Source organism: Geodermatophilus sp. SYSU D00708 (assembly GCF_054050115.1).
Genome location: NZ_JBJGYS010000004.1, coordinates 130,205 through 143,157 on the forward strand (window position 1 = coordinate 130,205; position 12,953 = coordinate 143,157).

General features: G+C 74.4%; 13 protein-coding genes. 9 read left to right on the forward strand and 4 right to left on the reverse strand.

What is annotated here, in order from left to right; genetic code table 11:
- Positions 1-34 precede the first annotated feature (34 nt).
- Positions 35-478: an NfeD family protein gene (locus ACI79D_RS05580; RefSeq protein ID WP_456917329.1), complete on the forward strand. Its 444-nt coding sequence runs from the start codon at positions 35-37 to the stop codon at positions 476-478.
- A 29-nt stretch (positions 479-507) separates the two neighbouring features.
- Positions 508-1,725, forward strand: coding sequence for an SPFH domain-containing protein (locus tag ACI79D_RS05585; RefSeq protein ID WP_456917330.1), 1,218 nt, complete (start codon positions 508-510; stop codon positions 1,723-1,725).
- Between the two features lie 115 nt (positions 1,726-1,840).
- Here ACI79D_RS05585 and ACI79D_RS05590 read toward each other — a convergent pair whose 3' ends face one another.
- Entirely contained in the window at positions 1,841-2,809 is a 969-nt protein-coding gene (locus ACI79D_RS05590) for a SigB/SigF/SigG family RNA polymerase sigma factor (RefSeq protein WP_456917331.1), read from the reverse strand.
- Positions 2,806-3,303, reverse strand: coding sequence for an ATP-binding protein (locus ACI79D_RS05595; protein ID WP_456917332.1), 498 nt, complete (start codon positions 3,301-3,303; stop codon positions 2,806-2,808). Before ACI79D_RS05595 ends, ACI79D_RS05590 begins: the two co-directional genes overlap by 4 nt.
- 225 nt (positions 3,304-3,528) lie before the next feature.
- Between ACI79D_RS05595 and ACI79D_RS05600 the strand changes: the two genes are divergently transcribed.
- Complete coding sequence (locus ACI79D_RS05600; protein WP_456917333.1) at positions 3,529-5,373, forward strand: SpoIIE family protein phosphatase; 1,845 nt, start codon at positions 3,529-3,531, stop codon at positions 5,371-5,373.
- A 57-nt stretch (positions 5,374-5,430) separates the two neighbouring features.
- Positions 5,431-6,453: a DNA topoisomerase IB gene (locus tag ACI79D_RS05605; RefSeq protein WP_456917334.1), complete on the forward strand. Its 1,023-nt coding sequence runs from the start codon at positions 5,431-5,433 to the stop codon at positions 6,451-6,453.
- Between the two features lie 70 nt (positions 6,454-6,523).
- On the opposite strand, the gene ACI79D_RS05610 is transcribed toward ACI79D_RS05605, so the two are convergent.
- Entirely contained in the window at positions 6,524-6,922 is a 399-nt protein-coding gene (locus tag ACI79D_RS05610; protein ID WP_456917335.1) for an STAS domain-containing protein, read from the reverse strand.
- 324 nt (positions 6,923-7,246) lie between these two features.
- Entirely contained in the window at positions 7,247-7,657 is a 411-nt protein-coding gene (locus ACI79D_RS05615; protein ID WP_456917336.1) for a hypothetical protein, read from the reverse strand.
- 167 nt (positions 7,658-7,824) lie between these two features.
- Here ACI79D_RS05615 and ACI79D_RS05620 point away from each other — a divergent pair, with 167 nt between their 5' ends.
- The 5 genes from ACI79D_RS05620 to purU all read left to right on the forward strand — a co-directional run bounded on the left by ACI79D_RS05620 (position 7,825) and on the right by purU (position 12,927).
- Positions 7,825-8,391 (forward strand): DUF1360 domain-containing protein, encoded by a 567-nt coding sequence (locus tag ACI79D_RS05620; RefSeq protein ID WP_456917337.1) that lies wholly within the window; start codon positions 7,825-7,827, stop codon positions 8,389-8,391.
- Positions 8,392-8,521: 130 nt separating this feature from the next.
- Positions 8,522-9,544 (forward strand): non-homologous end joining protein Ku, encoded by a 1,023-nt coding sequence (gene ku / locus ACI79D_RS05625; RefSeq protein ID WP_456917338.1) that lies wholly within the window; start codon positions 8,522-8,524, stop codon positions 9,542-9,544.
- 1 nt (position 9,545) lies between these two features.
- Positions 9,546-11,006 carry a non-homologous end-joining DNA ligase gene (gene ligD, locus ACI79D_RS05630; RefSeq protein WP_456917339.1) on the forward strand — a complete coding sequence of 487 codons (1,461 nt, stop codon included), beginning with the start codon at positions 9,546-9,548 and terminating at the stop codon, positions 11,004-11,006.
- Positions 11,007-11,031: 25 nt separating this feature from the next.
- The gene (ligD, locus tag ACI79D_RS05635) at positions 11,032-11,952 is read left to right on the forward strand and encodes a non-homologous end-joining DNA ligase (RefSeq protein WP_456917340.1); all 921 of its coding nucleotides are present in this window, start codon (positions 11,032-11,034) and stop codon (positions 11,950-11,952) included.
- Positions 11,953-12,030: 78 nt separating this feature from the next.
- Complete coding sequence (purU, locus tag ACI79D_RS05640) at positions 12,031-12,927, forward strand: formyltetrahydrofolate deformylase (protein WP_456917341.1); 897 nt, start codon at positions 12,031-12,033, stop codon at positions 12,925-12,927.
- Positions 12,928-12,953 lie beyond the last annotated feature (26 nt).

Here is a 12,953-nt window from a genome sequence, read left to right on the forward strand (position 1 = left end):
TCACTCTGCCGTCCGATTCTGCGAGAGTGATCACGTGGACGCCTGGCTGCTGTGGCTCATCGCATCGGGCCTGTTCGCCGCGGGGGAGATGGCGAGCATGGACCTGGTGCTGCTCATGTTCGCCGGCGGCGCGCTCGGCGGGATGACCGTCGCCCTGCTCGGCGGTCCCGTCGTCCTGCAGCTGGTCGGGTTCATCGTCGTCTCGGCGGTGCTGCTGGCGCTGGTCCGGCCGCTGGCCAAGCGGCACCTGACCCAGCGCACCCCCGAGCAGCTGGACGGCGTGGCGACGCTGATCGGCCGGACGGCCCGGGTGACCCAGGCCGTCGACGGGCACGGCGGCCGCATCCGGCTCGGCGCCGACGAGTGGACCGCCCGCAGCCAGTACGGCGGGGAGAACTTCCCCGTGGGGGCCACCGTCCGGATCCTCCAGGTCGACGGGGCCACGGCCGTCGTCGGCGACGCCCTCGAGCTCGACTGAACCCCGCACCACCCGACGAAGGGAACTCCGTGGAGCCCGCACTCATCGCCTTGATCGTCATCGCGCTGCTGGTGGTCATCGTGGTCGCCAAGAGCGTGACGATCGTGCCGCAGGCGCAGGCCAAGGTCGTCGAGCGCCTCGGTCGCTACAGCCGCACGCTGTCGCCGGGCCTGTCGATCCTGGTGCCGTTCATCGACCGGGTCCGCGCCACCATCGACCTGCGCGAGCAGGTCGTCTCCTTCCCGCCGCAGCCGGTGATCACCGCCGACAACCTGCAGGTCGGCATCGACACCGTCGTCTACTTCCAGGTGACCGACCCGCGGCTGGCCGTGTACGGCATCGCGAACTACATCACCGGCATGGAGCAGCTGACCACCACGACGCTGCGCAACGTCGTCGGCGGGCTCAACCTCGAGGGCGCGCTGACCGGGCGCGACGGCATCAACAGCCAGCTCCGGGAGGTGCTCGACGGCACCACCGGCCCCTGGGGTCTGCGCGTGGCCCGCGTGGAGATCAAAGCGATCGACCCGCCGCCGTCCATCCAGGACTCCATGGAGAAGCAGATGCGCGCCGACCGGGACAAGCGCGCGGTGATCCTCACCGCCGAGGGACACCGGCAGGCGGCGATCACCTCCGCCGAGGGCGAGAAGGCCTCGGCGATCCTGTCGGCCGAGGGCCGCAAGCAGGCGGCGATCCTCGAGGCGGAGGCCGAGCGGCAGAGCCGGATCCTGCGGGCCGAGGGCGAGCGGGCGGCGCTGTTCCTGCAGGCGCAGGGCCAGGCCAAGTCGATCGAGACGGTCTTCCAGGCCATCCACGACGGCAAGCCCGACCAGGGGCTGCTGGCCTACCAGTACCTGCAGACCCTGCCGCAGATCGCCCAGGGCGACGCCAACAAGATGTGGATCGTCCCCAGCGAGTTCAGCAAGGCGCTGGAGGGGCTGGCCAACCTCGGTGGCGCCGGCAGCGGGACGTCGTGGATGGACGTCGGCTCGCCCGGCGACGGCGGCTCGCGCCCGGCGGACGGCGGGCTGGACACCAGCGGCTGGTTCGAGTCCCAGCTGCCGAGGGCGGCCGACCAGCCGGAGGCCCGGATCGAGCTCTCCAGCATCACCGACAGCGCGCCGGCCATCCCGACCCCGCCGCCGCTGTCCCAGGTGACCGAGGACGTGCGCGACAGCGGGCCGGCCGCCGACCCGGCCGTGCGGGAGCAGTTCGGCGGGAACGGCGACGCGCCGCCCCGCGGCTGACCACCCCCGCCACGAAGTCGATCATGGGGTTGTCGCCGCGCGACACGCCGGGTGGCGGCGCGCCCGCCGGCGACAACCCCATGATCGACTGAGGGCCACCCTGCAGGGGCCCCGTTCAGTCCTTGAGCAGGCCCTCGCGGAGCTTGGCCAGGGTCTGGCTGAGCAGCCGGGAGACGTGCATCTGCGAGATGCCGATGTCCGCGGCGATCTGCGACTGGGTCATGTTCCCGAAGAACCGCAGGATGAGGATCCGCCGTTCGCGGGCCGGGATGGTGGCCAGCAGCGGCTGCAGCGACTCCCGGTACTCCACGCCCTCCAGCGCGGCGTCCTCCTCGCCCAGCGTCGCCGCCAGGGTGGGGGAGTCGTCCTCACCGGAGAGCCGCTCGTCCAGGGAGCTGCTGCGGTAGGCGTTGGCGACGGCCAGCCCCTCGAGCACCTCGGCGCGCGGGATGCCCAGGTGCTCTGCCAGCTCCGACGGCGTCGGCGCGCGCCCGTTCTTCTGCGCCAGCTCCCCGACGGCCGCGTTGAGCGACAGGTGCAGCTCCTGCAGCCGCCGCGGCACCCGCACCGACCAGCCCTGGTCGCGGAAGTGCCGCTTGATCTCCCCGGTGATCGTCGGGACGGCGAAGGAGAGGAACTCCACCCCGCGCGTCGGGTCGAACCGGTCGATCGCCGCGATCAGGCCGAGCGTGCCGACCTGCAGCAGGTCGTCGAACGGCTCACCGCGGTTGCTGAACCGGCGGGCGAAGTGCCGCACGAGCGGCAGGTGCTCCTCGACCAGGATCTCCCGCAGCCGCTCACGGCGCGGGTCGTCCTTCTCGAGCGTGGCCAGCTCGGCGAACAGTGGCGCGGTGCGCTCGGCCCGGCGCCGGTTGTCCGAGGCCGGTGTGGGCTCGGGGTCGGCGTCGGGCGTGGGCTCGACGTCGGTGTCCGGCACCGTCTCGCTGCGCGGGTCGGGCACCACGACCGGCTGCTCGCCGGACGGGGTCGCGTCGTCCGGCCCGTGCGCGGTGGTCGGGGTGTCGTCGTCGGGCAGGGTGTCCTCCTCGGCCGTCTGGGACTTCGCGGCGGCTCCCCGGGTCACCGCGCGACCGAGACGTTCTGGCCCGTCTGCCCGAGCTGCTGGTCCGGGCGCTGGCCCGGCAGGTACTTGTCCATGGAGATCACCGCCACGGCGGCGGCGGTGCCGTCCCCGGCCGGCACGGTCGCCTGGGTGGCGGGGCCGGCCTCCACGTTGTCGACGAGGGTGTGCAGGACCGCCCACCCGAAGCCGTCCCGCGGGACGTCGGTGCCCTCCGCCGTCGACACCCAGGCGTCGATGTGCAGCCCGGCCCGGGTCGTCTCGAAGACCACGGTCAGCCGCCGGTCGTCGTTGACGACCGAGGCGAGCGTCGCGCACGCCTCGTCCACCGCCAGGCGGAGGTCCTCGACCGCGTCCAGGTCGTAGTCCATCCGCATCGCCAGGTCACCGGCCATCGCACGCACCGCGGGCAGCTGGGTCGGGGTGGTGGGCACCCGCAGTTCCAGTCGCTCGGCGCGCCGCCCGTCGTGCGCGAGGGCACCCCTCGAGTCCACCATCCGTCGTCCGCTCCTCATCCTCAGCTCTCGCACCGGCGCCGGGGATCCCGGCCGCGCGGCTCGCCCCCATCCTGCCCGACCGCGCGCCGATGGCGGCGCGTCACCGGGTCGGGGGAGTGGGCCCAGCGGAGAGGACTACCCGTCCGCCGGCGGGGCCCAAACACGGGTTGGCCTGCGCGGGAGCGCGGTTGCCGGGGTCCCGGGGCTGTTGTTCCCTGGTCGCAGATGAACACGAGCCAGGACAGCGGGCCGCGGGGGTCCGGTCCCGTCGAGGACGCGGGCGGCGCCCTGCTGGTCGCGGCCATGGAAGACGCCCCCACGGCCATCTACTGCCTTGCCGGGCCGGCCATGGAGCCGGTCTGGGCCAACGCCCGGGCCCGCGCGCTCGGCACGGCCAGTGCCGACCTGCCGTCGGTCGACGGCCGCCGCATCGCCGACCTGGCCGCGGTGGTGGCGCAGTCGGGGCGCCCGGAGACGGTGCACGGCTCCCTCGGGTCGGACGGGCCGGCGGCGAGCGTCGTCCTGCAGCCGCTGGAGGTGGAGGGGCGGCCCGGGGTGCTGCTCCTCGTCGAGGCCGACCGGGCCGAGAACCCCTCCGACGCCGCGGTCGACGTCGTCGAGCAGGTCCAGCACGCCCTGCTGCCGCCGGCCCTGCCGCTGCTGCCCGACCTGCGGCTGTCCGGCAGCTACCACCAGGCCAGCTCGGTCTGCGCGGCCGGGGGCGACTGGTACGACGCGGTGCCGGTGGGCCGGGGCCGGGTGGCGCTGGTCATCGGGGACGCCGTCGGCCACGGTGTCCCCGCGGCCGGGGCCATGAGCCGGCTGCGCGGCGCGATGCGATCGGCCGCGCTGCGGGACCCGTCGCCGGCGGCCGTCGTGGCGGCGCTGGACGCGTTCGCCGCCGAGATGGAGGACGTCGAGGGCGCCTCGGTGTTCTACGGGGTGCTGGAGGCGGCCACCGGCCGGCTGACCTACGCGGCGGCCGGTCACCCCGCGCCGATGCTCGTCGAGGAGGACGGCTCGATCTCGTTCCTCCCGCTGACCCCGCGGCCGCCGCTGGGCAGCCTGCCCGGCGCGCCGACCGCCGTGGCCACCGCGGACGTCCCGCAGGGCGCCACGCTGGTGCTGTACTCCGACGGCGCGGTCTCCGCCTCCGGCCCGCCGCCGGCCCAGGGGCTCAGCCGCCTGGGCGCGGTCGCCCGCGAGGTGCTCACCGCGCCCGGGGCCCTGGAGGGTGAGGGCGTGGCCACGCTCGCCGCTGCCCTCGCCGAGGGACTGCTGGCTCCCGGCGAGCGCCCCGACGACATCGCCGTCCTGGTCGCCCACCGGCTGGCCGAGGCGCCGGAGCCGCTGGACCTCGACCTGCCCGCGGCCCCCTCGTCGCTGCCGGCGGTGCGCCGCCGGCTGACCGCGTGGCTGGCCGGGCTGGGCATGGGCGAGCAGGACCGGGTCGGCGTCATGGTGGCCGTGGGGGAGGCCTGCGCGAACGCCGTCGAGCACGCCTACCGCGGGACGACGCCGGGCCGCGTCCACGTCACCGCGGCCGTCGACGTCGACGGGCTGCTGACCGTGACCGTCCGCGACCAGGGCCGCTGGCGGCCGCCGGACCGGGACCCCGGCGACCGCGGCCGCGGCCTGCTGATCATGCGCCAGCTCGTGGACGGCGTCGTCCTGCAGGGCGAGCACGGGACGACGGTGACGCTGAGCATGCGGTTGCGCCGCAGCCCCGAGGAGATCGAGCAGCGGCACGCCGGCACCGGCACCGCGGAGGTCGTCGTCGACCGGACGGCGGAACGGCCCGTGGTGCGGGTCGCCGGCGCGGTCGACCTGCTCGGCGCCGAGCAGATGCGCATCCGGATGCTGGAGGCCAGCCACGGCGGCACCGGCCAGGTCGAGCTGGACCTCAGCGACGTGACCCTGTTCAGCAGCGCCGCGGTGCGCGTCGTCCTGGCCATGGCCCGGATCGCCGGCGACGAGGGCTGGCGGCTGGTGGTGGACGCCCCCGACGGCGGGGTGACCCGGCACATCCTCGAGATCAGCGGGCTGGCCGGCCTGGTCGAGCTGCACTGACGGGGGATGTCGGCGCCGTCCCGTTTGGGGAACGGGTCCGGTGCGCATCCACCCCGCGTGAGACTCCGCCGCAGCGACGTGCACGGCCCCGGGTACCGACGCCGGCGCGCCGGCCGCGGTTTCGCCTACTACGACACCGACGGGTCGCTGATCAGGGACGACCGACTGGACCGGATCCGCGCGCTCGCCATCCCGCCGGCGTGGCGGGACGTCTGGATCTGCCCGTGGCCCAACGGCCACATCCAGGCCACCGGCGTGGACGCCGCCGGTCGCAAGCAGTACCGCTACCACGACGCCTGGCGGGCCCGCCGGGACGCGGAGAAGCACGAGCGGGTGCTGGAGATCGCCCACCAGCTGCCCGACGTCCGGGACGCCGTCGTCGACGCGGTCACCGGCAGCGGGCTGACCCGGGAGCGGGTGCTCGCCGCCGCCGTCCGGCTGCTGGACGTCGGCGCCTTCCGCGTCGGCAGCGAGCAGTACGCCGAGGACAACGGCACCTACGGCCTGGCCACCCTGCGCCGCGACCACGTGCGCGTCCGCGGCGAGCGGGTGTTCTTCTCCTACACGGCCAAGGGCGGCATCGAGCGCGAGCTGGAGCTCACCGACAAACCCACCGCGGACGTCGTCCGGGAACTGCTCAAGCGCCCCGAGGACACCGGGGAGGAGCTGCTCGGCTACTGGGTGGAGGACCCGGCGAGCTCGGAGCGGGTGTGGCACGACGTCAGCAGCACGGAGGTGAACACCTACCTGAAGGAGGTCAGCGACGCCGAGATCACCGCGAAGGACTTCCGGACCTGGAACGCCACCGTGCTGATGGCCGCGGCGCTGGCCGAGACGCCGGAGCCGGCGACCCGGACGGCGCGCAAGCGGGTCGTCAAGCAGGCCTACGAGCGGGTCTCGGAGACCCTCGGCAACACCCCGGCGGTCTGCAAGGCGAGCTACGTCGACCCGCGGGTGGTGGACCACTTCGAGAGCGGGGAGACGATCGCGCCCGCCCTCGAAGAGGCCGCCTCGGCGCCCGACGACCGGACGGCGCAGAAGGTGCTGGAGCAGGCGGTCTGCCAGATGCTGACCGCCTGAGCTCCGGACACGACGAAGGCCCCGCCGGTGGCGGGGCCTTCGTCGTGGTCGGCCCCCGCGGGGGCCGTCGTCAGCGGGAGCTGCCGTCCACGATGGTGAACAGGTCGATCAGTCCGGTGACCTCCAGCGGTCGGGTGACCGCGCGCGTGGTGGCCACGAGGCGCAGGTCGACGTCGCGGGAGCGGGCCGACTTCTGGGTCTCGACCAGGACGGCCAGCCCGGCGGAGCCGAGGAACTGGACGCCGGAGAGGTCGATGACCAGCGCCTTGGGCTGCTGCTCGAGCTGGGTGTCGAGCGACGACCGGAGCACCGGGGCCGTGAACGTGTCCACTTCGCCGACGACCGTCACCGTGACCGCGCCGTCCTCACCGGTGGAGGTCGAGAGCGTGATCACGTCGTCGAAGGGTGCCTCCGTGCCCTCGGTCGACACGTCGGGCTGCCCCTCGGCAGGCAGGTCGGATGTGGTCACGGGCTGAGCTCCTCTCAACGGCAGTACCCGGCGGCACGACCGCCCGGTCAATCTACCGCTGAGCGGCCCCCCGGTGTCGTGGCCCCCGGACACGCTCGTCGTCGAACGTGTCCGCACCGGGGAACGACCCGGCACGGCCGCGGCTGCCTGCTGAACCGCCGTCGCCCAAGGTATGCAACCGTCCGCGTGTCCGCCAACCGGCCCGGTCGCCGTCCCCGTCCGGGCGCGGGAACTCGCCCGTCCGGGCGAGGGGCGCGACGGGCTCCGCGACGCGGCGGCGCCGCGGCCGGCACGGCGGGCGTGACAGGTCACCCGGTCGCACCGTCAGTCGGTGAGGTGGACCGCTGCCTCCTCGGCGCTCTCGCCGCCGACCGAGGCGTCGAGGCTGGCCTCGACGTCGTCGGCGGTGCGGTTGGTCCCCGAGTCGGAGTCCGGGGAGGTGTCGTAGTCCTGCTCGAGCTGGCCGGCGGGGCGGTTCGGGTCCTCGGACGCCCGGACCCCGGGCTGGACGTCGGGGACCTCCCGCTCCAGGCGGCCGGTCAGCGACTCACCCTCGGACTGCTCGAAGGCCGTGGTGCCGAAGTCGACGCTGGCGCCGGCGTCGTCGCGCGGCACGGGGGCGAACTGGGGGTCCTCGGCCCGCTCCTGGGTGGGCGAGTCGTCCTGCGAGATGTCGGGGATGCCCTCGTCCTCGGGGAAGACGTCGCGGGCGGTCTGGCCTTCGGGCTGCGTCATGGTGCCTCCTGGTGCGGTGGGCCGGCCGGGCCGGGGGAGCGGCCGGTCGACGGCCGCGGGCTGCTCCTCGCCTACCCGCCGGTCCCGAGTCCATGCGGGCCGTGTCCGCGGACACGACCCGGCGCCGTTCCGCATGGGCCTGGCCGGGCCGGGGTAGCGCGGCCGTCATGGCAATCCCAGACGAGGTGCAACGGATCGGTGCCCCGGTCCGGCGGTGGGCACGCGGGCAGCAGCGCGCGTACGCGGGCGGGGAGGAGCGGCCCCTCGGGGGCTTCCTCGGTGCGATGGGCGTCTACAGCGCCGCGGTGGCGGCGGGGGCCGCCGTCGTCCGGGCCTCGGGTCGCCCGCTGCCCCGGCGCATCCCGCTGGGCGACGCGGTCCTGCTCACCATCGGCACGTTCCGCCTGGCCCGGCGGATCGCCAAGGACCCGGTCACCAGCCCGATCCGCGCGCCGTTCGCCCAGTTCAACGGCGCCTCGGGCGAGGCGGAGCTGGCCGAGGAGGTCCGCGCGCACGGGGGCTGGAAGCACGCCGTGGGGGAGCTGCTCACCTGCCCGTTCTGCCTGGCGCAGTGGGTGGCCACGACGTTCGTGTTCGCCTACGTGGCCGCGCCCAACGCCACCCGGCTCGCGGCGCTGACGATGACCGCGGTCGCCGGTTCCGACGTCCTCCAGTTCGCCTACGACGCCATCCAGGCGCAGGCGACCGGGGACGACGAGGAGGGCGAGCAGTAGGCCACCCATACGGAGGAGGAGCAGGCCGCTCGACCTGCCGCGGCGCGGTGGGCGCGCCTATCCTGTGATCTTGGACCGCCTGGCCTTCCCCGCCCGCGGTCGTGGGACGGGACCTGCGGAAGGAACGGGCATGCGGTCGATCTGGCGCGGTGCGGTCTCCTTCGGCCTGGTGAGCATCGGCGTGAAGCTGTACACCGCCACCGAGGACCACGACATCCGGTTCAACCAGGTGCACGCCACCGACGGCGGCCGGATCAAGTACAAGCGGGTCTGCTCGATCGACGGCGAGGAGGTCGAGTACTCCGAGATCGCCAAGGGCTACGAGCTGCCCGACGGCCAGCTGGTCATCCTCACCGACGAGGACTTCGAGGAGCTGCCGCTGACCAGCCGGCGGGAGATCGAGGTGCTCGAGTTCGTCGACCAGGACGAGATCGACCCGATCCACTTCGAGAAGACCTACTACCTGGAGCCGGACGCGTCGGCGACCCGCCCGTACGTGCTGCTCCGCGACGCGCTGGAGAACGCCGGCCAGGTCGCGATCACCAAGATCGCCATCCGGCAGCGCGAGTCGCTGGCCGCGCTGCGGGTGCGCGAGGGCGTCATGGTGCTGCACACGATGCGCTGGCCCGACGAGATCCGCCGTCCGGACTTCGCCTTCCTCGACGAGGACATCGCCGTCCGGCCCCAGGAGTTGCAGATGGCCGAGGCGCTCATCTCGTCGATGACCGGGGACTTCGACCCCTCGGAGTACACCGACGACTACCGCGAGGCCATGACCGCGCTGCTGGAGGCCAAGCAGAGCGGCGGCGAGGTGCAGCCGCTGCCGGAGACGGCGGACCCGGGTGCCGCCGTGGTCGACCTGATGAGCGCCCTGCGGCGCAGCGTCGAGCAGGCGCGCGGCGGCGCCGCCGACGAGGAGCCGCCGGCCCGGCGGGCGCCCGCGAAGAAGGCCACCGCCGCCAAGCGCGCCGCGCCGCAGGCCGCCGACGAGGAGCCCGAGGAGCGGCCGGCCCGCAAGACCACCGCCCGCAAGGCGACGGCGGCGAAGAAGGCCACGGCCGCGAAGAAGACCACGGCGGCGAAGAAGGCCACCGCCGCGAAGAAGGCCACGGCGGACGAGCAGCCGGCCAAGCGCGCCCGCCGCACCGCCTGACGTGCCGGCGCGCCCGCGCGAGGACCCGCTCGCCGAGTACCGCGCCAAGCGCGACCCGGCCCGCACCGCCGAGCCCGTCCCGCCGGCGGGCCGGCCGCTGCCCGCCGGCAGCGGCGACACCTTCGTCGTCCAGGAGCACCACACGCCCCGTGGAACCGGCGAGCGGGTGCACTGGGACCTGCGCCTCGAGCGGGACGGCGTCCTCAAGAGCTGGGCGGTGCCCAAGGGGCCGCCCACCACGACCGGCCCCAGCCGGCTGGCCGTGCCGACCGAGGACCACCCGCTGGAGTACGCGGCCTTCGAGGGGACCATCGCCGCCGGCGAGTACGGCGGCGGCCAGGTGCGCATCTGGGACGCCGGCCGGTACGCCACCGAGAAGTGGGCCGACGACCACGTCACCGTCGCCTTCGACGGCGAGCGGCTGCGCGGCCGGTACGTGCTGTTCCGGCTGGCCGACGGCACCTGGAACGTGCGCAAGCTCGACCCCGCCCCGCCGGAGCCCCCGGTCGAGGCCCCGTCGCCGATGCTGGCCACCCTCGGCGAGCTCCCGCCGGCCGCGCAGGACGACCGGTGGGGCTACGAGTTCAAGTGGGACGGCGTCCGCGCCGTCGCCGTGGTGCGCGACGGCGCCCTCAGCCTGTGGGCCCGCAGCGGCACCGAGATCACCGTCCGCTATCCCGAGCTGGCCCGGCTGCCCGCCCAGCTCCTCGGGCACGACGCCGTGCTGGACGGCGAGGTGGTCGCGCTCGACGACCAGGGCCGGCCGGACTTCGGCGCGCTGCAGGGCCGGATGCACCGCACCGGGCCCGAGGTGCACCGGCTGGCGGCGGCCGCGCCGGTCACCTACCTGGTCTTCGACGTGCTGGCCTGGGACGGCGAGCTCCTGGTGGACCTGCCCTACGCGCAGCGCCGGGAACGTCTCGACGCCCTCGGCATCGGCGGGCAGCGCTGGGTGAGCACGCCGTGGTTCCGCGGGGGCGGGGCGGCGGTGCTCGCGGCCAGCCGGGAGAACGGCCTGGAGGGCGTCGTGGCCAAGCGGCTGGACTCGCCCTATCGGCCCGGCCTGCGCGGTCCGGACTGGCGCAAGGTGAAGAACGTCCGCACCCAGGCGGTCGTCGTGGGTGGCTGGCGGCCCGGGCAGGGCCGGCGGGCCGGGGGAGTGGGCTCGCTGCTGGTGGGCCTGCACGACGACGAGGGGCGGTTCGTGTACGCCGGCCACGTCGGCACCGGGTTCACCGCCCAGGCCCTGCGCGACCTGGGGGAGCTGTTCACGCCGCGGGCGAGCAGCCCGTTCTCGGGCGGCCTCCCGCGGGAGGTGACCCGCGGCGCGCACTGGGTGGAGCCCGACCTGGTCGGCGAGGTGGCCTTCGCCGTCTGGACGGCGGACGGCCGGATGCGGCACCCGTCGTGGCGCGGGCTCCGTGACGACCTCGTCCCGGAGGACGTGGTCGAGGAGTGGTGAGCCGCCGCCGGGTACAGGTGTGCTCGTGAGTCGCCAGCTGGTGCGCGTGGAGGGGCGGCAGCTGCACGTCTCCAACCTGGAGAAGGTGCTCTTCCCGGAGGTCTCCTTCACCAAGGCGCAGGTGATCGACTACTACGTCCGCATCGCGCCGGTGCTGCTGCCGCACCTGTCCGGCCGGCCGGTCACCTTCACCCGCTGGCCCGACGGTGTCGAGGGGCAGGCGTTCTTCGAGAAGAACAGCGCCCGGCACGCGCCGGACTGGGTGCGCCGGGTGACCGTCCCCAGCCCGGGCAGCTCCCGCGGCCGGGAGACCCTCGACATGGTCGTCCTGGAGACCGTCGCCGACCTCGCCTGGGCGGCCAACCTCGCCGCGATCGAGCTGCACGTCCCGCAGTGGCAGGTGGGCAGCCGGCGGCAGCCGGCCCTGCCGGACCTGCTCGTCCTCGACCTCGACCCCGGCCCGGACGCCGGCATCCTGGAGTGCTGCGAGGTCGCCGAGCGGCTGCGCGAACGGCTGGTCGACGACGGCCTGGACCCGGTCGTGAAGACCTCGGGGTCGAAGGGGATGCAGGTCTACGCGCCGATCCGGGTGACCGACCGCGAGCACCCCAGCCGGTACGCCCGGAAGCTGGCCCAGGAGCTGTCGGCGGAGACGCCCGACCAGGTGGTCTGGCGGATGGAGAAGGTGCTCCGGCCCGGCAAGGTGCTCATCGACTGGAGCCAGAACAACCCGGCCAAGACGACCGTGGCGCCGTACTCGTTGCGGGCGCGCCCGGACGCCACCGTCTCCACCCCGATCGGCTGGGACGAGGTGGAGGCGGTGCTCGACGGCGCCGACCCCGGGGAGCTGCGGTTCCGCACCGAGGACGTGCTCGCCCGGGTCGAGGAGTACGGCGACCTGTTCGACATCGCCGGGGCGCAGCGCGCCGTCCTGCCGGCGGCGTGACCCGCGGCCGTCCGCCGTCTCGCTCCTTGGGGGTGGGCCGCTCGGGAACGGCGCCCGCGCCTGGCATCCTCGGTTCCCGTGTCCGTTGTCGAACTGCCCTCCCTCGGTCCCCGCGACGACCGGCTGACCGACGTCGGGCGCCTGGTCGTCCGCTGCCCTGACCGGCCCGGGATCGTCGCGGTGCTGTCCCGGCTGCTGGCCGACGCCGGGGCGAACATCACCGAGTCGCAGCAGCACTCCTCCGACCCGGTGGGCGGCACCTTCACGCTGCGGCTGGAGTTCTTCCTCGCCGACCTCGCGCACCGCCGCCACCAGCTCGAGGGCGCGCTGGACCTGCTGGGGCGCGAGTGGCAGTTCACCTGGCGGCTGACCGAGGCGGCGTACCGGCCCAAGCTGGCCGTGTTCGTCAGCAAGACCGACCACGTGCTCCAGGAGCTGCTCTACCGGGTGGGCTCGGGCGACCTGCGCGCGGAGATCGCCGCCGTCGTCTCCAACCACCCCGACCTCGAGCCGGTGGCACGGGCCCACGGCGTGCCCTTCCACCACGTGCCGGTCACCGCCGACACGAAGGAGGAGGCCGAGGCGCGGGCCCTCGAGCTCATCGGGGACGTCGACCTCGTCGTCCTCGCCCGGTACATGCAGATCGTGTCGGCGGACTTCTGCGCCCGGTTCCCGGAGCGGCTGATCAACATCCACCACAGCTTCCTGCCGGCCTTCGTCGGGGCGAACCCGTACCAGGCGGCGCACGACCGAGGGGTCAAGCTCATCGGCGCCACCGCGCACTACGTGACGCCGGAGCTCGACGCGGGGCCGATCATCGAGCAGGAGGTCGCCCGCATCGACCACCGCGCCACGGTGGAGGACATGCGGCGGATCGGCCGGTACGTCGAGCGCCAGGTGCTCGCCCAGGCCGTGACCTGGCACGTCGAGGACCGGGTCATCGTGGACGGCGCCAAGACCATCGTCTTCGCGTGAGGACAGCCGCGGGAGCATCGCAGCGA

Excerpts from the sequence above, each read along its gene's own strand:
- ACI79D_RS05620 (WP_456917337.1), top strand. The coding sequence starts at position 7,825 with ATGGCAATCCCAGACGAGGTGCAACGGATCGGTGCCCCGGTCCGGCGG.
- ACI79D_RS05600 (WP_456917333.1), top strand. The coding sequence starts at position 3,529 with ATGAACACGAGCCAGGACAGCGGGCCGCGGGGGTCCGGTCCCGTCGAG.
- ACI79D_RS05615 (WP_456917336.1), bottom strand. The coding sequence starts at position 7,657 with ATGACGCAGCCCGAAGGCCAGACCGCCCGCGACGTCTTCCCCGAGGAC.
- ACI79D_RS05595 (WP_456917332.1), bottom strand. The coding sequence starts at position 3,303 with ATGGTGGACTCGAGGGGTGCCCTCGCGCACGACGGGCGGCGCGCCGAG.
- ku (WP_456917338.1), top strand. The coding sequence starts at position 8,522 with ATGCGGTCGATCTGGCGCGGTGCGGTCTCCTTCGGCCTGGTGAGCATC.